This window comes from Mesorhizobium sp. B263B2A (assembly GCF_020165775.1).
In the GTDB taxonomy this organism is placed as follows: domain Bacteria; phylum Pseudomonadota; class Alphaproteobacteria; order Rhizobiales; family Rhizobiaceae; genus Mesorhizobium; species Mesorhizobium opportunistum.
In genome coordinates this window covers 22,925-42,726 of the sequence record NZ_JAIUIU010000031.1, presented here as the reverse complement: position 1 = coordinate 42,726, position 19,802 = coordinate 22,925, and the positions used below count along the sequence as shown (strand labels likewise).

Here is a 19,802-nt window from a genome sequence, read left to right as displayed (position 1 = left end):
GAATCAAGCATCTACGAAAAAAGGCCGGGCTGTTGTCCGGCCTTTTCGTTTATCGGGGCGGAAACCGGAAAAGCGAAGCCTTTGGGCGGGCCAAAGCTTGGGTGACCAGCAGCGGCCGGCATTTGCACGGATCAGCTCAGAATGTCACGCGAGCCACGATCTTCGCCGGCTTTGCCTGGGGAATTGCGGGCGCGATCGTCTCTGGAACCTGGAAGGCCCTCAAATTCCGTGCCTTGCTGGTCGATCCTGGTATGGCTGCCTCCGCGGCGGCGATGTCCTTCGCGTTGACCTGCAGGGACTTGCAAGCGCCTTTCTCATCCCAAAGGTTCCTGGCAATCACGCTTCCGACGGCAGCCGTTATGGCGTTTGGCGCCACGTCGTTGGGGGCCACTTGTCGAGCCTTGATCAGCGCCTTGATCGCTTCGCCGAGAATTGCGGCGGAATCATCGAATTCTATTCCACGAACCTGGTCGAACCGCTTCTCGCTGCTGCCGTCCACTATGCAATGGTGGGCGATAAAGACCCAATCATGGATCATGTAGGCCGGCGCGTAACCCCAAGGCGACAGTCCCTTGAAGACCTGCGCGATTTTCGGGATCGAACCGCCATCCGTGTACATGAGACCCGGCTGGATCGTGCTGCCCGGAGCAGACGGATCCGATCGATGGAAGATCAATGGATCTCGTGGGTCGGGCACGAACAGGAAATTTCCGTCGCCCGAACTGTTGCCCTCACCGACCCACATGACGAAAAGGCTTCCCGACAGCTGGCCCGTGGTGAGTTTCTGATAGTCGATTGAACCGCACCCCGCCGCCATGGCGACGACCAGTCCCAACACGCCCATGGCTGTCCTTTTCAGGGCACCGGCTTTGTCGATCCTCATGAAATCTCCCCCCTGCGCAAGTTTTGACATGGAATGCCATTCTTGTCTCGGTCGAGCTTTCCGCGACGCCGCCATGCGGCTGCTTCGCCAAGGGATGATGAAGTTCGGGCAACCGGCTTGATTGTCCGCACCCGCAATGCTCCGTTGCCGCTTCAAGCATGCGGAGAATGAATATGACCGGCTTTGTCGACCGCCAGCGCGCCGCGCATTTGATGCAACGGGCCGGCATCGCGGCGCTGGTGCTCTCAGCGCCCGAGGCGTTCCACTATGCGACCGGCGCCTGGATCGGCCCGGCGGGACTGTTCCGGCGCGCCGGAGGCGGCTTCGTCGTCATCCCGGCCCGGCAGGACCTGCCGATCGGCGTCGTGGTCGCGGACTTCAACGCGGCGCAGCTGCGGACCGCCGCGCCCGAGGCGGTCGTGCGCTCGCACCCGATCTGGATCGAATCCGCACCGGTCGAGACAGTATCTCACGGCCTTCCCCTGGCCGGGCGCATCGAGGCGGGCCTCGCCTCGCTCGGCCGCGCGCCGGATTTCTCCCGTCCCGCCACGTTCGACCTCTCCGGTTCGGTGCGCCAATTGCAGTCCCTGCTCGCCGAATTCGGGCTGGCGCGCGCGACGCTCGGCGTCGACCTCGACTTTATCCCCGCCGCCGATTTCGCCGCCATCCAGGCGCTGCTGCCGGATTGCCCGATGGTCGACGGCTCGCCGGTGCTGGATAGGCTGCGGGCCATCAAATCGCAGCGCGAGATCGATCTCCTGCAGCAAGGCATTTTTCTCTCGGAAGCCGGGCTGGAGCGGCTGCAGGTGGATGCGATGGCCGGCATGCGCCAGGCCGATCTCGTCGCGCTCTACCGGCAAGGCGTCGCCGACGCGGCGGCCGGGCTGTCCCATGCGGTGGCGACGGCGGAATATGTGACGCTGGGCCCCCGGGCCAAGGGCGCCGACGCCAAAGCCACGGCCGGCGATCCCTTGAAGTGCGACATGGTCTGCACGGTCGGGTTCTATGCCTCGGACATGTCGCGCAATTTCACCTTCGGGCCGCCTTCCGCCGACCAGGCGGAACTGCACGCCATCGCCGAGCGCGCCTTCGAGGATGGGCTGGCCGCGCTCGTGCCGGGAAACACGCTTGCCCATGTGCACCGGGTGACCACCGAAAGCCTGGCACGGCAAGGGCTGCGCTCCTACCGCCGCGGCCATTTCGGTCACAGCGTGGGGCAATCGGTCTTCTCCGAACAATGGCCGTTCATCGCCGCCGACAGCGATGTCGAGATCGAGGCCGGCATGGTGCTGGCCTTCGAGATCCCGCTCTACATAGACGGCCTCGCCAGCTTCAATCTGGAAGACCAGTTTCTGATCACGCCGGATGGACCCCGGCCGATGAACCGGCTGCCGAGGCGGCTGGAGGGGATTGGGTAGGCCGGCACTCTACGGCGCCCCCCCTCTGCCCTGCCGGGCAGAGGGGGGGCGCCACGGAACTCGACGTTGATTGCCTAGCCAACTAACCACTCACCGGCGGCCGCCTCTCCCTCCACGGCATCGCCTGCTCCAACTGCGCCGACGCGGCCAGCACCGTCGCCTCGTCGCCATAGCGGCCGACCAGTTGCACGCCGATCGGCACGCCGCCTTTCGACCAGCCGAGCGGCAATGAGATCGCCGGCTGGCCGGAAATGTTGAAGGGGAAGGCAAACACTGCATCCGTCCATTTGGCGTTGTAGCGGTCGATATCGGTCTCCGACATATCGTAATAGCCGAACGGCCGTGGCAGCTGCGTCAGCGTCGGCGTGATGAAGAGATCGTAGGCGCTGAGATCGGCGACAATGTCGCGGCCGACCTGCCGGAGCTGCTCGACATCGCTGATGTGCCTGATGCCGCTGGTCGCACGGCCGCGCTCGATGATCGCCCAGGTCACCGGCTCGACGTCATCTGGCGTTACCGGCCGGCCGATCACCGTTTCATGGTAAGCGAAGGTCGCCGCCGTCTGCACGCAGGTCATGTTGGTGTAGGTCGCCCAGACGGCATTGGCGTCGAGCGGCATGTCGTGCTCCTCGACGTCGTGACCCAGCCCTTCAAGCGTCGCGACGGTCGCCAGCACCGCCGCCTTCACCTCCGGGTCGATCGCCGTGCCGTTGGGCGGCGCCACGGAAAAGCCGATGCGCAGCTTCTTTGGGGCCCGCGCCGACAGGTTGAGCCAGGAGCCGGCCGGGACCGGCGGCGTATAGGGGTCGCCCGGCAGCGCGCCGGACACCGCATCGAGATAGGCCGCGGTGTCGCGCACGCTGCGCGAGCAGCACAGAAAATAGGCGCCTCCATACCAGTAGTCGCCGAATGGCGCGAGGCTGACGCGGCCGCGCGACGGTTTCAAGCCGACGATGCCGCAGCAGGAGGCCGGAACGCGGATCGAACCGGCACCGTCGCTGGCCTCGGCGATCGGCACCATGCGCGCGGCGATGGCCGCCGCCGCGCCACCGCTCGAGCCGCCCGGCGTGATGCCTTCCTTCCACGGGTTCTTCGTCATGCCGTAGAGTTTCGGTTCCGTGGTGATCGACCAGCCATTTTCGGGTGCGTTCGACTTGCCGACCAGCACCAGCCCCGCCGCCTTCATGCGGCGCACGACCTCGGTGTCGAAGTCGGCGACGATGTCTTTCAGGTAGAAGCAGGAATTGGTGTTCGGCGCGCCAGCCCAGGACGAGGCGAGTTCCTTGAGCAGGAACGGTACCCCGGCGAAAGGCGCCGACCTGTCGACCGTTTGCGCCTGCGCGCGGGCCATGTCGTAGAGACGGTGGATGACCGCGTTCAGCGCCGGGTTGAGCCGCTCGACCAGCGTGATCGCCGCCTCGAACAGCTCCGCCGGCGAGACCTGGCCGCCGCGCACCAGTCCCGCCAGATCGAGCGCATCGGACTCGGCATAGGTTTTCAGCAGACTGTTGGTGACCATCTCTCTCTCCCTTGCATGTTCCCGCATCGCCAAGGGCGAGCCCAGCCGTCGCGGTTGGATCATGCTGTGGTGGGGCTGGTTCCTCCTCCAGCGCCAGCCACCGGTTTGCGTCAGGCCAGCTCGACGGTGCGCCCCAGCGCGATGCTCTGTTCGGCGGCAAGCACGATGCGCAGGCTGTTCACCGCGGCGTCCATCTGCTCGGTCAGGTCGAGATCCTCGCGGATGGCGCGCAGGAAGAATGCCTGCTCGCGATCGCACAGTTCCTGATGCCCGGGCTCGTCCTCCATGCTGACGATCTCGTCCGGTTTGGAGAAGTTCTTGTCGCCGTCGACGGAGGCATAGTGGATCTTCAGCGCATCGGTCTTGGTGTGGCGGTCGATGTCGGCCGAATTGGAGACCTCGGCGTCCTTGTCATTGCTCGCGGCCTGGCCGGCGACGATCGACACCGCGCCCTTGGGCCCGACCACGTCCTTCACGAAATAGGCTGTCTCGCTCATCATCGGCCCCCAGCCGGCCTCGTACCAGCCGACCGAACCGTCATCGAAGGTGACGTGCAGATGGCCGTAATTCTGCTTGTCGGCCTCGGCCCAGAGCTTGGCGCCGATGCCGTGCACGCGCACTGGCTTGGCGCCGGTGAGCTGGCACATGACGTCGACATAGTGCACGCCGCAATCGACGATCGGGATCAGCGAATCGATCAGGTTCTTGTGCCAGTGCCAGGCGGTGCCGCTGCTCTGCTGGTTGAGGTTGAGGCGCATCACCAACGGCTTGCCCAGCGTCTTGCCGACCTCGATGAACTTGATCCACGAGGGATGGACGCGCAGGATATAGCCGAGCACCAGCTTGCGGTTCTTCGCCCGTGCGGCGGCCACGACCTTCTCGGCGTCCTCGATGTTGGTGGCGAGCGGCTTTTCCATGAACACATGGCAATTGGCCGCGATTGCCTTCAGCGCATATTCGGCATGCGTGTTCGGCCAGCTGTTGATCGACACGGCGTCCGGCCTGGTTTCCTTCAGCGCCAGATCGAAATCCTCGTAGAGCGGATAGCCGGCTAATTCCGCCGGTATCTTCGTGTTGCTCTTGATCGAGCGGCTCATGATGCCGACGATCTGAAAACCGCCCGACCGGTGATAGGCGCTGGCGTGCGAGGCGCCCATATTGCCGAGACCCACCACCAGCACTTTTACCTTGTCGGCCATTTCAGCCCTCCTGAATTCTTCATTGAATATGCGCGGCGATCGGCAGCCGCTCGTATGTCTATCCGGGACAATCACCTCAGGTCAGCGCCGCCGCCCTTGGCCCGCTTGGCTCCTTTCCTCTCCCCCGTCGATCGGGGGAGAGGTGTCGAGCGAAGCTCGACGGAGTGGGGGTCGACCTTCGCGCCCACCTGAGGGTTACTTGCTCGCCAGATCGTGCCTATCTTGCGACGACTGCGCGTTTGGCGAACGCCTTCCCCCACTCCGTCGCCGCTGCGCGGCGCCACCTCTCCCCCCTCCGGAGGGAGAGGAAAGGAGCCAAAGCGGGCCAAGGGCGGCGCTCACCTCGGTGCTGACCCTCACTTCACCGCTGAATCGAACAGATGCGCCTTGATCTTCTCGACATCGAGCGCGGCAAAACCTTCCGACAGCTTGACCCCGTCGGCATCGGCCTTGACCTTGGCCTTGTCGAAGTCGTTGGCAGCGGGAATGAGGTCGTTGGTGCAGACCTCCTCGGCCTTCACCGGATTGGTGATCTGGCCGATCTTGTGGATCTCGTCGAAGAAGCCCTGCCAGCTCGCCATGTCGTGCGAGCCCCAGCCGCCGCGCTTGTCCATGTCGCCACGGAAGACGTTGATCTGCTGCAGGATCGAGGTGGTGCCGAGCTCCGGCCCGAGATTCTTGGCCAGCGTCGGGAACTGCTCGAACACCGCTTCGACGGCCGCGCGTGGATTTTGATAGCCAAACTCCAGGCCCATCGCCCAGCCGCGAAGGTATTTCTCCAGGAATGCCTTCTTGTCGGGATCCTCGAGGTCGGCGGCGCGCACCACGAACGTGTTGGCCGGCAGCTTGGAGTTCTTGACGCCGAGCCAGTATTCGAAGTCGAGGCCCTTGGCGATCCATTCGGCGCGCAGCCCCTCCCATGACAGGGCAGCGTCGCCCTGGCCGCCGGCAAGCGCGGTGCCCCAGGTCGGCCAGCCGGCCTCGACATATTTGACCTTCTTGATGTCGACGCCCTGCGCGGCGAGCAGCGGATCGGTGATCGACTGCCAGGCCGCGGAACCGAGCAGGATGGTCTTGCCTTCGAGCTTCTTGAGGTCGTTCGACCCCTCGCCCTTGCGGAAGGCGATGCTGAACGTGTCGCGCGCACCCATGTGGAACACCGACTTCAGCTTCATGCCGTTCTGAATGGCGAAGGAGAACACGCCGGGTGACGGGAAGCCCATGTCGGCCTGGCCGACATCGACGAACTTCACCGTCGCGGTGCCATCCGACGGCCCCGGCTGCATGTCGGTCTCCAGCCCGTCGAAATAGCCGGCCTTCTTGGCCGCCCAGTAGGGATAGTCGTCGAGCACTTCGAGCGTGCCGCGCGGCGATATCCAGGTGAATTTTCCATAGGCCTCGGCCTTCGCCTTGAAGCCGGTGGCGCCGAGCGCCGTCGCGGTCACCAGGCCGGCGCCGGTCACCTGCAGGAAAGTGCGGCGGCTCATTCCCGCCTGGCGGATGAAATTGTCTCTGGTCATGGCATTCCCCTTTTTGTTTGACGTCAGTCTGCCACCCGCCTCCCGGGCGTCTTGCTTCAGATCTTCATGCCTCCCAGCTCGCCCACTTCTTGCCGATCAGGAAGAACAGCACGTAGATCAGGATGCCGAGCGTCGACAGGATCAGCACCACGGCGAAGAACTGCGGCATCTGGATCATCGACGAATAGGTGGTCAGCCGGTTGCCGAGGCCGAAGCCGCCGCCCACCATCTCGGCGCCGACGGCGGTGAGCAGGCCGAAGATGGCGCCGATCATCAGGCCGACCAGGATCATCGGCAGCGCCATCGGCGCGCGGATCTTCCAGAAGATCTGCAAGGTGCTGGCGCCATAGGAACGCGCCAGCGCGATCTTGGCGCTGTCGACGCGGCGAAAGCCGGTGGCGGCGTTGATCATCACCATCGGCCCGGCGGCCAGCGCCACTGCGATGATGCGCGGCGTGTAGCCGAAGCCGAAGCGCAGGATGAGCAGCGGCACCAGTGCCAGCATCGGCGTGGTGACCAGCAGCAAAATGTAAGGCGCGACGATTTTCTCGGCGAACGGGAACTGGGTGATGACGGCGGCCAGCACCAGCCCGACGACGGCGCCGATGGCAAAACCGGACACCAGCTCGACCAGCGTGTAGCCGAGATGCGGCGCGATCAGCGGGAACTCGTCGAACAGCGCATAGGCGATCGAGCTTGGCGGCGGCATGATGTAGAGCGGCACATGGAACAGCCGCAGCGCCAGTTCGATGCCGCCGATGATGACGACGGCGACGGCGACGATGGCCGCCACTTCCTTGCCCGACTTGATGCCGGGACCGCTGGCGAAGGCCGACAAATTGGTCAGGCTGACGTCGTGGCCGTCACCCGACTTGGCGCCCGACTTGGACTTGGAGAATTCCGGGATGGCGTCGCTCACGGCCTGATCCTCACGATCTCGGCGCTGGTGCGCTCCTGTTCCGGCGGCTTCGGCCTCGCGCGCTCGCCGACGATGTCCATCTTGATCCGGTTGGTGAGGTCGAACACCTCCTTCGTCGCCATGATCTCCAGCGAGCGTGGCCGCGCGAACGGCACGCGATATTCCCTAGCGACACGTCCCGGCCGCGCGCTCAGCACCACCACCCGGTCCGAGAGAAAAATCGCTTCCTCGATGCTGTGGGTGATGAAGACGATGGTGGTCTTGGTGTCGAGCCAGATCTCCTCGACCAGCCGGTTCATCTCCTCGCGGGTAAAGGAGTCGAGCGCGCCGAACGGTTCGTCCATTAAAAGCACCGAGGGCTTCAGCGCCAGCGCCCGCACGATCGCGGCGCGCTGCTGCATGCCGCCCGAAAGCTCGCGCGGGAACTTGCCGCCGAAGCCGTCGAGCCCGACCCGGTTGAGCAGATGCGCGATCCAGGCGCGATCCGGCTTCTCGCCCTTGATCTCGAAGGGAAAGCGGATGTTGGCGTCGAGATTGCGCCACGGCAGGAGGTTTGCTTCCTGGAAGACGATGCCGATGTCGGGATGCGGCCCGGTGATCGCTTTGCCATCGAGCCGGATTTCGCCGCTGGTCAGGCCATGCAGGCCCGACATCGACCACAAAAGCGTGGTCTTGCCGCAGCCGGACGGGCCGACGATCGAGACGATTTCATTGGCGCGGACATCGAGGCTGCAGCGGTCCAGCGCCAGCAGGTCGCCGGACGCCGTGTGATAGATCTTGGTCGCTACCTGCACGCCAAGCTTCGGCGTTGTTATCTCGCCCGCGTTCATCCGCCCCTCGGAGATTGCGTGATGATCCAATGGTCATCGGACTGCCAAAAATCAGTCTGTAACTATCCTACTTTGCTGTCAAGCGCCGGCGGTGGTAACCGTATCATCAAAATTCCACTGTGATGCTAGTGCATTGTTTTTACGACATTTTCTACATCTTGAAATTCGTGTTGCTTTCCTACATACTTGCCGGAAAGAGCGCGGACATGCCCTGCGGCACGCAACGGTTGCACCGCAGCCGGGCGCATGGAACGACAGCGTGCAAACATGATAAGAGGTCAGGTCCAAAGGGGCGGAGGAAGACCCACTTCATGACCGAAGCTGCGAGCCACGAAGAGCCTGTTCCAGGCCATGACCAGGATGGGCGCGAGCCTGTCAGGCGCATTCCCGACATCATCTCGCTGGTCAAGGATTCCTACAGCGAGTTGCGCCGGGCGGAGCGCCGCGTCGCCGATGTCGTGCTCGACGATGTCAAATACGCGGTCGACGCTTCCAACGCTGCCCTTGCCCAGCGCGCCGGGGTCAGCGAACCGACGGTGACGCGGTTCTGCCGCGCCATCGGCTGCGAAGGCGTGCGCGATTTCAAGCTCAAGCTGGCGCAGAGCCTCGTCGTCGGCGCGCTCTATCTGGCCAAGTCGCCGGCACCGGGCAGCGGCAACGGCATGCCATTCTGGAATGCCGTGTTCGGCGAGGCGCGCCGGGCGCTGCAGGAGGCCGAGCGGCAGCTCGATCCGGTTGAGCTGGAGAAGGCCGCCGAGCTGATCGCCAAGGCGCGCCAGGTCACGGTGTTCGGGCTGGGCGGCAGCTCTTCGGCGCTGGCGCAGGAAACCCAGTACCGGCTGTTTCGCTACGGCATCACGGTCAATGCCCAGTGCGACCCCTATCTGATGCGCATGACCGCCTCGACCTTGAAGCCCGGCGACCTGGTGATCGCGATCTCGGCGACCGGGCGCACGCGCGAGGTGATCGAGGCCGTCGAACTCGCCAAGCATTACCGCGCCAACGCCATCGGCGTGACCGCGCCCGACACCGAGCTCGCGCGCGCCTGCGACGTCAGGCTGGCCGTGGCGGTGCCGGAATATCCCGATACGCTGAAGCCGACGGCCTCGCGCTATGCCTTCCTGGCCATGATCGACCTTTTGGCCGTGGCCTCGGCCTACAAGCTCGACGCCTCGGCCCGCGAGACGGTCCGCCGCATCAAATACAACGCCCAGATCCACCGCACCGGCAAGGAGATGGAGCCGCTGGGAGATTAGTGGCGCGTTCTTCCTTCTCCCCTTGTGGGAGAAGGTGGATCGGCGCGCAGCGCCGAGACGGTTGAGGGGTGGGTGACGGAGTGCCGTCGGCGCCAAGCTGGAACACCCCTCATCCGACCTCGCTTCGCGAGGCCACCTTCTCCCACAAGGGGAGAAGGGAAGACCGGCCCCGCCAACATGCAGAAAGAGGAAAAGACATGCTCGAAATAGCACCATCGAAACAGGCAGCCGCATGGCTCGAATCCCTGGCACGCGCGCTCGCGGCCGGTGACGTTGCCGCGGCGAGCAACCTGTTCGTCGACGATTGCTATTGGCGCGATCTGCTGACCTTCACCTGGAACGTCACCACCATGGAAGGCCGCGAGGCGATCGCCGACATGCTCAAGTCAACACTGGCGACGACCAGGCCGACGGCATGGCAGCTCACCGGCGAAGCGACCACGGACGAAGGCACGATCGAGGCCTGGTTCACGTTCGAGACCGCGGTGGCCTGGGGACAGGGCATCATGCGCCTGCGCGACGGCCGTTGCCGGACCTTGTTCACGGCGATGACCGACCTCAAGGGATTCGAGGAGCGCAAGGGCGCGGAACGGCCGCTCGGCGTGCGCCACAAGGCCGACCCCGAACGCGAGACCTGGTCGGAGGCGCGGGCGCGCGAGACGCGCGAGCTCGGCGCTTCCGAGCAGCCCTATTGCCTGGTCATCGGCGGCGGCCAGGGCGGCATCATGCTCGGCGCGCGGCTGAGGCAGCTCGGCGTACCCTCGATCGTCATCGAGAAGAATGCCAGGCCGGGCGATTCCTGGCGCAACCGCTACCGCACCCTCGTGCTGCACGACCCGGTCTGGTACGACCATCTGCCCTATATTCCGTTCCCGGAAAACTGGCCTGTCTTCACGCCCAAGGACAAGATGGGCGACTGGCTGGAAATGTACACGCGCGTCATGGAGCTCAACTACTGGGTCGCCACCAAATGCCTCGGCGCTTCCTATGACGAGGCGCAAAAGGTCTGGACCGTGGTGGTCGACCGTGTCGGCCGGCAGATCACGCTGAAGCCGAAGCACATCGTCTTCGCCACCGGCGCCTATGGCCCGCCCCGAAAGATCGACCTCGCCGGTGCCGACCGGTTCAAGGGCGAATTGCTGCATTCCAGCCAGTACGCCAGCGGCGAGAAATTCCGCGGCAAAAAGGTTGCGGTCATCGGCGCGGCAAGTTCGGGGCATGATGTCTGCGTCGATCTCTGGGAAAGCGGTGCAGACGTCACCATGATCCAGCGCTCGCCGACCACCGTGGTCAAATCGGACACGCTGATGGAAGTCGGCTTCGAGATCTTCTCGGAAACCGCGCTGGCGCGCGGCATCACCACCGAGAAGGCCGACATGATCGTCGCCTCGACGCCGTTCGCGCTGGTGCCCAAGGGCCAGCGCGCGCTCTATGAGGTGATCAAGGCGCGCGACGCCGCCTTCTACGACCGCCTGCGCGCCGCCGGCTTCGCCATCGATTTCGGCGACGACGAGACCGGCCTGCTGATGAAGGCCTATCGCACCGGCTCCGGCTACTACATCGATGTCGGCGCTTCGGACCTGATCATCGACGGCAAGATCGGCATCCGCAGCGGCGTCGCCATCAAGTCGCTGACGCCGAATGGCATCCTGTTCGAGGACGGAAGCGAACTCGAGGCCGACGCCATCGTCGCCTGCACCGGCTACCAGTCGATGAACGAGAATGTCGCCGCGCTCGTCTCGCGCGAGGTCGCCGACAAGGTCGGCCCGTGCTGGGGCCTCGGCTCGGGCGTCAAGGGCGACCCCGGCCCCTGGCAAGGCGAGCTGCGCAACATGTGGAAGCCGACGGCGCAGGAAGCGCTCTGGTTCCACGGCGGCAATCTGGCGTTGTCGCGCTTCTATTCGAAATACGTGGCGCTGCAGATCAAGGCCCGGATGGAGGGTATCGCAACCCCGGTTTATGGGAAGCCGAGCAATGCTTCGCGTCGGACCTGAATCGAGCCGGCGCCCTGGACCAGCACCCTGGATCGAATTCTCTCGCAAAGTCTGAGATGCGAGGAGGATTTTCCGCTACAATGGCCGTAACTCGGGGGAGGAACGCGGATGGGGTGGTTAAGAGGGTTACGCATAAGGTTGGGCCTGAAGAAGGATCCGTTGCCACCCCTTCCAGGTGTCGAGATCGGTCGCCACACCTACGGTCTCACGAAGGAATCGTTCTTCGTCCCGCATCGCAACGTGCCGGTGCGAATAGGCTCGTTCTGTTCAGTCGGCCCAGGCGTTCTCTTCATCTGCGCGGCCGGTCACCGCCTCGACACCGCGACCACCTATCCGATCCAGTTTGTGGACGGGAAGATCCACAATGCGCCCGGCACAACCGGCAAGGGGCCAATCACGGTCGGTCACGACGTTTGGATCGGCGCCCGCAGCATTATTCTTGCCGGCGTGACGATCGGCAATGGCGCGGTGATCGGCGCGGGCAGCATCGTCACCAGGGACATTGCGCCCTATGCCATCGCGGTCGGCAATCCGGCTCGTGTATTCCGATATCGTTTCGCGCCTGAGATCATCGAGCGCCTGCTATCCTTACAGTGGTGGAACTGGAGTGACGATCTGATCCGCGAACGCGTCGAGCTGTTGACGGCGATGGGTGTCGAGCGTTTCTTGAATGCGCCGGGCATCGCGTAATTACGACCCGGCGTAATGGTATCGGCGGTCAATCAGCCGCTGCACTCAGCGTGGCCTTCGCGGGCGGATCAATCGTGCCGATGCCCGAAATGCCGGGCCGCCACCTCGACATGCGTATGCGCGGCATGCGCCTCGAAATGCTCGGTCTCGTCATGATCAGGCGTCTCGTTCGGCCACCATGTGCCGCCGATGACGATGCCTTCCGACACCAGCCGCTGGTCGGCGACCAATGAGGCGCCGACCGCGTCGACGAAGGTGAAGCGGCCCGGCCGCTGCCGGAGCACGGCGACATCGCCGACCGTGCCCACAGCCAGCGTGCCGAGGTCCGGCCGTGCGATAGCCCGCGCCGGCCCTTGCGTCGCCGCGCGCAGGACCTCGACCAGCGGCATGCCGAGCGCCATCAGCTTCGACATGCAGACCAGAATGTCGAAGGCCGGCCCGTCGACGCAGTAGAGATGCACGTCGCTCGAGATCACATCCGGCGCCAGTCCTTCGGCGAGCATTGCCCGGGCAACGTCGAAATCGAACGAGCCCATGCCATGGCCGAGGTCGAAGACGACGCCGCGCTCCCGCGCCAGCCGCATGTCGGGCCGCACCGCGCCGGAGGCGAAGACCGGCGCGTTGGGAAACGGCCGGAAGCAATGCGTGAGGATATCGCCCCGGCGCAGGCGCGGCAGCACTTCGGAGCGGCCGGGCGGCGGCTCGTCAATATGCGCCATCAGCGGCAGGCCCGCTTTGTCGGCGGCCTCCAGCGCGAGATCGACAGGCGCGATACCGCTGGTGCCGCCGGCATGCTTGCCGGAGCGGACTTTGACGCCGACAACGACATCGGCGTGCTCGCGCGCGGCGGCAACCACCTCGCGTGGCTCGCAGAGCCTGAGATCGCCGCATTCGCCGACCGACACCGTCTGCGAGAAGCCGAAGATGCCGGCAAAGGAAATGTTGACATAGGCCAGGATGCGCACCTTCGAGCGCTCCATGACGTGGCGGCGGAAGCCGAGGAAATTGCCGGCGCCGGCACTGCCCGCGTCGATGAAAGTGGTGGTGCCGCTCTTGGCCGCCAGCCGGTCGGCATCGACGCCAAGCGAGGTGCCGCCCCAATAGACGTGGCTGTGCAGGTCGACCAGTCCGGGCGCGACGATGCAGCCCGTCGCATCGACCACCCGCGCGGCGCTGTCCGCTGGGATATTGGCATCGACCGCGGCGACGCGGCCATTGGCGATGGCGACATCGCGCGGCGCGTCGAGGCCAGCCGCTGGATCGATCAGCCGTCCGCCCTTCAGCAGGAGGTCGAATTGCATTGAAGTAGCCTCCGCTTCGTTAGGCTTCGCTCAAAGAGGTCTGTAGGCGACGGCCTCGACTTCGATCTTGATGTCGATCATCAGCCGCGACTCGACCGTGGTGCGGGCCGGCGGGTTCTTCGGGAAGTGCCTGCCGTAGACGGCGTTGAAGGCGCCGAAGTCGCGCGCGTCCTCGAGCCAGACCGTGGTCTTCACCACATCGTCCATGGTGCAGCCGGCCAATGCCAGCGCGGCCTTGACGTTGGCAAGCACCTGCTCGGTCTGTTCCGTAATGCCGCCCTTGACCACGATGCCGTCGCTGCCGACCGGAACCTGGCCCGAGACATAGACGAAGTCGCCGGCCCGCACGGCGGGCGACAGCGGCACATGCGACGTTCCAAAAGTCTGCTTGGGCAAGGGTGACCTCCTGTAATGACGCGACACCGCGCCCTGGCGCGGCCGCCTTGGCCGAGATTTACCCCGATCGGAACGATCCGGATAGAGGCCTTGTTGGAAAGCAACATTCTTCGAAATCCACGTTGCTTTATTACACGAGCGCTTGCATCGTGCGCGCGCCGGGCGGCTCGCGAAACCGCCAGGGATCCGTGCCTTCCCGACTGGAGAAACCGACAATGACCTTCGACAAGAACCCGTTTCCGCCAGGCGATGCCGACCGCCACGCGCTGTGGGAGATGCTGGTGCGGCGCGACATCGACGCCTTCATCGGCCAGGACTGGTCGATGGTCGAACATGATTTCGTCGCCGAGAGCTTCTTCGGCATGCATGCGCATTTCCTGCCCAACGCCGACGCCTGGCGGCTGCAATTCCCCAGGCTGGAAATCTATCGCGACGAGTGGCTGCGCCAGGCCAGCGAGACGGCGGCGACGGAATTCGCCGAGCCGCTGCGCGAGGCGCTGTTTCGCGTCACCAATCTGCGCGACATCGATGTCGACGGCGACCGCGCGGTGCTGCACAAGAAGTTCGACGGCACCGTCTCCAAGGCGGATGGCAGCGTCGACCGGCTGAAATGGCAGACGCTGTATTTCTGCAGGAAGGTCGACGGCAGCTGGAAGATCGCGGGCTTCGTCGGCTACATGCCCTATCCGCTGGGCGGCTGAAGCAATTCCAGGAAAAGTGTGAAACGGTTTTCCGTCCGGAATTGCGTCCGCTCTGAAGCCGCCCTGGAGACAGGCCGCGGCACCGTGATCAGTAGAGCGTGATGAAAGCCGGGAACAGCAGGCCGGTGTGCCTGAAATACTCGATCAGCTCGATGGCCGGGAAGATGGCGAGGAAGTAGAGCCCGTCGAAGAATGTGCGCTTGAGCGCCCGGGGCGAGAACTGCAGCTGGTCGTCGTCGCGGTAGAGCAGCGGATTTGGCCAGAACCGGGGAGTGGCCTTGATATAGGCGGCATAGGCCGGGCCGAACTTGCCCAGGAGGTATTCGGCCTCCTTGCGCGCCGTGACGCGGAAGATGAGGAAGCTGACCACGCCAAGCGCGACGGCCGCCACCAGCGAGCCGTAGAGCAGCCCGATGCCGATCGCGCCGATCGTCGAGAAGAAATAGAGTGGGTTCTGGCTTATCGAGAACGGTCCGGTCGAAACCAGTTCCTCGTTCTTCTTGCCGCCGACATAGAGGATGCTCCAGAGCCGGCCGGCGACGCAGGCGAGCACCAGGCAGAAGCCGAGGAATTCGAGCGTTTCGTGGCCGTTCGAGCCTTCGCTCAGCGCCGGCTTGGTAAGGAACAGAAGCAGCACCGCCAGTACCGCCGCCGCCCGCACGAAGATCAGCCGCTTGCGCTGGACGAAGGCCTCCGTGACCGGCTTGAGGGAAGCGTAGCTCATTCGTGTTTTTTCCTGGGGCGCCTATTGCGATCAGGCATTGGGGCACGCCATTGATGGCGGATACAAGGCAGTGCCTTCTATCAGCGCACCACGCGGCTTTCGTAAAGGCCCTTTGGCTGACCGGCACCCATTCTTACGAAATTGTATACCGGCGGACAGGCTGGCGTGAACTCGATTGCCCATTGTCGAATGCCGGATCGCTTCCGGCCGGCAATCGTCGACCTCGGGATTTCGGCCATGCTCCGCCCCTCAGCACGGACCACAACAGGGTCCCCCGACTTCGTTTTGCCCTCTCGCTCGGCACCGCCGCCGGTGGTCTTGCTGCCGAGGCATTTCGAACGCGGGACCAACCTAGGAACGGACCCATGCCGGTGATAGCCTCTCCCCGATATCGGCAATCAACCGGACCAGCCATGCGACTTCTGCTTGTCGAGGACGACCACAGGACGGCCGACTACATCGTCAGGGGGCTAACCGAGGCCGGGCATGTCTGCGACCTGCTGCGCAACGGCCACGACGCGCTGTTCGCGGCGACCAGCGGCACCTACGACGTGATCGTGGCCGACCGGATGATCCCCGGTCTCGACGGCTTGTCCCTGGTCAAGGCGATCCGCGCGGCGGGGGTACGCACGCCGGCGATCTTCCTCACCTCGATCGGCGGCATCGACGACCGCGTCGAAGGTCTGGAGGCCGGCGGCGACGACTATCTGGTCAAGCCCTTCGCCTTTTCCGAGCTGCTCGCCCGCATCAACGCGCTCGGACGCCGTCCGGCGGCTCAGGAACAGAAGACGGTTCTGCGGGTCGCCGACCTCGAGATGGACCTGATCATGCGGCGCGTCGTCAGGCAGGGCCAGCCGATCGACCTGCAGCCGCGCGAATTCAGCCTGCTCGAAGTGCTGATGCGCGGCGAGGGCCGCGTCATCACCCGCACCATGCTTCTGGAGCGCGTCTGGGATTTCCATTTCGACCCCAGGACCAGCGTCGTCGAGACCCATATCAGCCGGCTGCGAGCCAAGATCGACAAGCCGTTCGAGACCCAGCTCATCCACACCGTCCGCAACACCGGCTACAGCCTGCACGCATCGCTTGCATCATGACCGATGCCTGGGCCCGCCTGCTGCGCAGCACGCCGTTCCGGCTCGCGCTGACATTCGCCTTCCTGTTCATGCTGGCCTTCGTGCTGTCGGGCGCCATCGTCTACCAGATGATGAGCGCCGATCTCGCCGAGCAGCTCGACGACACCATCCGGGAGACCTATTCGGTCATCGCCGCGACCTATGGCGACAAGGATCTCAAGGAGCTGGTGGAGACCGTCGAAAGCCACTCCGCGCGCAGCCTGAAGAAGGAACAGCTGTTTTCGCTGACCGACGCGGCCGGCGACCGACTGGCCGGCAACTTCACCGCGGCGGGACTTCCCGACGGGTTCTCGGCCTTCGACGCCGTATTGCCCGGCGTACCGCCGGACACCGAATATCGCGCTTTTTCCGGCGCGGTCGGCGGCAACACCCTGACGGTCGCCTTCAGCCTTTCCGAGACGGAGGAACTGGAGACGATCATGCTGATGAGCTTCGGCTGGGCCACCCTGATCATCACCGGCCTGGCGGTGGCCGGCGGCGCCCTGCTCGCCTCGCGCGTCCAGCGCCGTCTCGATGGCATTGCCGCCACCATGGTCGATGTTTCGCATGGCCGGCTGGACACCCGCATTCCGCTGACCGGCAAGGGCGACGACATCGATCTCGTCTCCATCCAGGTCAATGCCGCGCTCGACCGGCTGTCGGGCCTGGTCGAGGGTATGAAGCAGGTCAGCGCCAACATCGCGCACGATTTGAAGACGCCGCTCAACCGGCTGCAGATGATCCTGGAGAGCGCCGCCGACAAAGCCGGGCCGGACCAGGACGTTTCCGGCGATCTGGCGGATGCGCGCGCCGAGGGCCATCAGATCAACGAAACCTTCGATGCGCTGCTGCGCATCGCGCAGATCGAGGCCGGCGCGCGCAAGGCGCGCTTCACCGATGTCGATCTCGGCGAGATCCTGGAAACCATCGCCGAGATCTATGCCGACGTCGCCGACGATGACGGCAAGTCGCTGTCATTGGTGCAGCCGCGGGAGGCGACGGACCGCATCCATGGCGATCGCGAGCTGCTGACGCAGATGTTCGCCAACCTGGTCGAAAACGCGCTGCGCCATTGCCCGCCGGGCACGACGATCAAGCTGTCGGTCGCGCGCCACGGCGGACATGTCGTCGGCAGCGTCGCCGACAATGGACCAGGCATTCCGGCCGAGGAGCGTGAAAAAGTGTTCCAGCGGCTCTATCGACTGGACCACAGCCGCTCGACGCCGGGCAGCGGCCTCGGCCTCAGCCTCGTCAGGGCCATCGCCGACCTGCACGGCGCATCGATTGCATTGGAGGATTGCGAGCCTGGGCTGGCGGTGGCGGTGAGCTTTCCTTTGGTGACAGACTAACTTCTGGCGAAGGCCGGAGATACAGCCGATCTCCCCCCTTGCGGGGGAGATGCCTGGCAAGGCAGAGGGGGGTGCTGTCCCGCCAACCTGTCGATGTCTGGCGACCAATCGGTAGGCTCACGCCTACAACAAACCGGGCGAGGCCGGCGTTCCTTCACACCCCCCTCTGGCCTGCCGGCCATCTCCCCCGCAAGGGGGAGATCGGCTGTATCGCCCTCACCGCTCTATCCGTGTCGACAGGATGATCGACGACGAGGTCCGCTCGACGCCGTCCATGGCGCCGATCTGGTCGAGCAGCGCGTCGAGGTCGCGGATCGACGGCGCGTCGACGATGACGATCATGTCGAAATTGCCGCTCACCGAATGCAGCGTCCTGACCGGCGGCAGTGCCTGCAGGGCCCGCACCACCTTGTCGGCGAGCTTCGGCGTCACGGTGAGCAGCACATGCGCCTTGACCAGTCCCTGCTCGTAGTCGGCGGAGAGCTTGACGCCGTAGCCGGCGATGATGCCGCGCTGCTCCAGCCGCTCGATCCGGCTCTGCACCGTGGTGCGCGACACGCCGAGCCGGCGCGCCAGTTCGGCTGTCGAGGAGCGTGCGTTGGCGCGCAGCAGGGAAAGCAGGGCCTGTTCGGCTTCACTGAGCATTTCGACGAATCCCTTCGGCAATTCAGCTAAAGATAGGTTTCACTCTGCCAGATTCCACGCTTCCTTTCGACAGGCAAGCTGCGATCCTGTTCTCACAATCAGTTTTGGTTCGAGGGATCAGTCATGAAGAAAATCATCGTCGTCGGCGCCGGCAAGATCGGCTCGACAATTGCCGAGATGCTTGCCGCTACGGGCGACTACCACGTCACCCTCGTCGACCGGTCGGCGGCGCAGCTCGCCGCGGCCGAAGTGCCCGATGGCGTCGAGACGCTCGAACTCGACATCGCCGCAGTAGGCACGCTCGAAGCCGCGCTCGCCGGCAAGTTCGCGGTGCTGAGCGCGGCACCCTTCCATCTCACCACGCGGATCGCCGAAGCGGCGGCCAGTGCCGGCGTGCACTATCTCGACCTGACCGAGGACGTCGTCTCGACCCGCCGCGTCAAGGAGCTGGCGCGCTCGGGCAAGAGCGCCTTCATTCCCCAATGCGGCCTGGCGCCAGGCTTCATCTCGATCGTCGCCAACGATCTCGCCAGCCGCTTCGACACGCTGGAAAGCGTACGCATGCGCGTCGGCGCGCTGCCGCAATACCCGTCCAACGCGCTGAACTACAATCTCACCTGGAGCACCGACGGCGTCATCAACGAATATTGCGAGCCGTGCGAGGCGATCGTCGAGGGCGAGCTGGTCGAAGTGCCGCCGCTGGAAGAGCGCGAGGAGTTCTCGCTCGACGGCGTCACCTACGAGGCGTTCAACACCTCGGGCGGGCTCGGCACTTTGGCCGAGACGCTAAAGGGCAAGGTGCGGACGCTGAACTACCGCACCATCCGCTACCCCGGCCACGCCGCGATCATGAAGGCGCTGCTCAACGACCTTGGGCTCCGCCATCGCCGCGAGGTGCTCAAGGACATTTTCGAGAGCGCGCTCCCGGCAACGCTGCAGGACGTGGTCATCGTCTTCGTCACCGTCTCCGGCCGCAAGAACGGCCGCCTGCTGCAGGAGACCTACGCCAACAAGATCTATTCGAAGCGGATCGGCAGCGTGGTGCGCAGCGCCATCCAGATCACCACCGCGTCCGGCATCTGCGCTGTGCTCGACATGCTGGCCGACGGCAGCCTGCCGGCAACCGGCTTCGTCAAGCAGGAAGAGATCGCGCTGGACGCATTCCTAGCCAACCGCTTCGGCCGCGCCTACGCCCAGCACGAGATGGTGAGCCGGCTAGCGAGCTGAGGTAGCGCTCAGGTTCGCGCCATTCCTCTCCCCCGTCGATCGGGGGAGAGGTGTCGAGCGAAGCTCGACGGAGTGGGGGTCGACCTGGCTCAGGCGTTGCTATTCAAGCCGAAACG

General features: G+C 64.8%; 18 protein-coding genes. 8 read left to right on the top strand and 10 right to left on the bottom strand.

Going from position 1 to position 19,802, the window contains the following annotated elements; translation table 11 throughout:
* Window positions 1–136: 136 nt before the first annotated feature.
* Window positions 137–958: a hypothetical protein gene (locus LB568_RS29720; RefSeq protein WP_263497308.1), complete on the bottom strand. Its 822-nt coding sequence runs from the start codon at window positions 956–958 to the stop codon at window positions 137–139.
* A 98-nt stretch (window positions 959–1,056) separates the two neighbouring features.
* Between LB568_RS29720 and LB568_RS29710 the strand changes: the two genes are divergently transcribed.
* The gene (locus LB568_RS29710; RefSeq protein WP_224732010.1) at window positions 1,057–2,301 is read left to right on the top strand and encodes a M24 family metallopeptidase; all 1,245 of its coding nucleotides are present in this window, start codon (window positions 1,057–1,059) and stop codon (window positions 2,299–2,301) included.
* An 82-nt stretch (window positions 2,302–2,383) separates the two neighbouring features.
* Here LB568_RS29710 and LB568_RS29705 read toward each other — a convergent pair whose 3' ends face one another.
* The 5 genes from LB568_RS29705 to LB568_RS29685 form a co-directional block, all read right to left on the bottom strand.
* Entirely contained in the window at window positions 2,384–3,820 is a 1,437-nt protein-coding gene (locus tag LB568_RS29705) for an amidase (RefSeq protein ID WP_224732009.1), read from the bottom strand.
* A gap of 110 nt (window positions 3,821–3,930) precedes the next feature.
* Window positions 3,931–5,019 carry a Gfo/Idh/MocA family protein gene (locus LB568_RS29700; RefSeq protein ID WP_224732008.1) on the bottom strand — a complete coding sequence of 363 codons (1,089 nt, stop codon included), beginning with the start codon at window positions 5,017–5,019 and terminating at the stop codon, window positions 3,931–3,933.
* Between the two features lie 356 nt (window positions 5,020–5,375).
* Window positions 5,376–6,539, bottom strand: a complete 1,164-nt coding sequence (locus LB568_RS29695) for an ABC transporter substrate-binding protein (RefSeq protein WP_013892160.1) — start codon at window positions 6,537–6,539, stop codon at window positions 5,376–5,378.
* A 64-nt stretch (window positions 6,540–6,603) separates the two neighbouring features.
* The gene (locus LB568_RS29690; RefSeq protein WP_127365723.1) at window positions 6,604–7,458 is read right to left on the bottom strand and encodes an ABC transporter permease; all 855 of its coding nucleotides are present in this window, start codon (window positions 7,456–7,458) and stop codon (window positions 6,604–6,606) included.
* Complete coding sequence (locus tag LB568_RS29685; RefSeq protein ID WP_224732007.1) at window positions 7,455–8,288, bottom strand: ABC transporter ATP-binding protein; 834 nt, start codon at window positions 8,286–8,288, stop codon at window positions 7,455–7,457. The genes LB568_RS29690 and LB568_RS29685 overlap by 4 nt, the downstream gene beginning before the upstream one ends.
* A gap of 311 nt (window positions 8,289–8,599) precedes the next feature.
* Between LB568_RS29685 and LB568_RS29680 the strand changes: the two genes are divergently transcribed.
* The 3 genes from LB568_RS29680 to LB568_RS33735 all read left to right on the top strand — a co-directional run bounded on the left by LB568_RS29680 (window position 8,600) and on the right by LB568_RS33735 (window position 12,228).
* Entirely contained in the window at window positions 8,600–9,544 is a 945-nt protein-coding gene (locus tag LB568_RS29680) for a MurR/RpiR family transcriptional regulator (protein WP_224732006.1), read from the top strand.
* A gap of 197 nt (window positions 9,545–9,741) precedes the next feature.
* Window positions 9,742–11,538 (top strand): flavin-containing monooxygenase, encoded by a 1,797-nt coding sequence (locus LB568_RS29675; protein ID WP_224732005.1) that lies wholly within the window; start codon window positions 9,742–9,744, stop codon window positions 11,536–11,538.
* Window positions 11,539–11,676: 138 nt separating this feature from the next.
* The gene (locus tag LB568_RS33735) at window positions 11,677–12,228 is read left to right on the top strand and encodes a CatB-related O-acetyltransferase (RefSeq protein ID WP_318013308.1); all 552 of its coding nucleotides are present in this window, start codon (window positions 11,677–11,679) and stop codon (window positions 12,226–12,228) included.
* Between the two features lie 68 nt (window positions 12,229–12,296).
* Here the strand turns inward: LB568_RS33735 and LB568_RS29665 are convergent, their stop codons facing one another.
* Entirely contained in the window at window positions 12,297–13,529 is a 1,233-nt protein-coding gene (locus LB568_RS29665; RefSeq protein WP_224732004.1) for an amidohydrolase/deacetylase family metallohydrolase, read from the bottom strand.
* Between the two features lie 30 nt (window positions 13,530–13,559).
* Complete coding sequence (locus LB568_RS29660; protein ID WP_140572263.1) at window positions 13,560–13,925, bottom strand: RidA family protein; 366 nt, start codon at window positions 13,923–13,925, stop codon at window positions 13,560–13,562.
* 215 nt (window positions 13,926–14,140) lie between these two features.
* On the opposite strand from LB568_RS29660, the gene LB568_RS29655 reads away from it, so the two are divergent.
* A complete protein-coding gene (locus LB568_RS29655; RefSeq protein ID WP_224732003.1) occupies window positions 14,141–14,626 on the top strand; it encodes a hypothetical protein in 486 nt (161 codons plus the stop codon).
* A gap of 88 nt (window positions 14,627–14,714) precedes the next feature.
* Here LB568_RS29655 and LB568_RS29650 read toward each other — a convergent pair whose 3' ends face one another.
* On the bottom strand, window positions 14,715–15,350 hold the full coding sequence (locus tag LB568_RS29650; protein ID WP_224732002.1) for a methyltransferase family protein: 636 nt from the start codon (window positions 15,348–15,350) through the stop codon (window positions 14,715–14,717).
* Window positions 15,351–15,763: 413 nt separating this feature from the next.
* Here LB568_RS29650 and LB568_RS29645 point away from each other — a divergent pair, with 413 nt between their 5' ends.
* Together LB568_RS29645 and LB568_RS29640 are read left to right on the top strand one after the other, a co-directional pair.
* Window positions 15,764–16,447 carry a winged helix-turn-helix domain-containing protein gene (locus tag LB568_RS29645; RefSeq protein ID WP_224732001.1) on the top strand — a complete coding sequence of 228 codons (684 nt, stop codon included), beginning with the start codon at window positions 15,764–15,766 and terminating at the stop codon, window positions 16,445–16,447.
* Window positions 16,444–17,814, top strand: a complete 1,371-nt coding sequence (locus LB568_RS29640) for an ATP-binding protein (protein WP_224732000.1) — start codon at window positions 16,444–16,446, stop codon at window positions 17,812–17,814. The genes LB568_RS29645 and LB568_RS29640 overlap by 4 nt, the downstream gene beginning before the upstream one ends.
* A gap of 216 nt (window positions 17,815–18,030) precedes the next feature.
* Here the strand turns inward: LB568_RS29640 and LB568_RS29635 are convergent, their stop codons facing one another.
* Entirely contained in the window at window positions 18,031–18,459 is a 429-nt protein-coding gene (locus LB568_RS29635) for an Lrp/AsnC family transcriptional regulator (protein WP_224731999.1), read from the bottom strand.
* Window positions 18,460–18,582: 123 nt separating this feature from the next.
* Here LB568_RS29635 and LB568_RS29630 point away from each other — a divergent pair, with 123 nt between their 5' ends.
* Window positions 18,583–19,686, top strand: coding sequence for a saccharopine dehydrogenase family protein (locus LB568_RS29630; RefSeq protein ID WP_224731998.1), 1,104 nt, complete (start codon window positions 18,583–18,585; stop codon window positions 19,684–19,686).
* Window positions 19,687–19,802 lie beyond the last annotated feature (116 nt).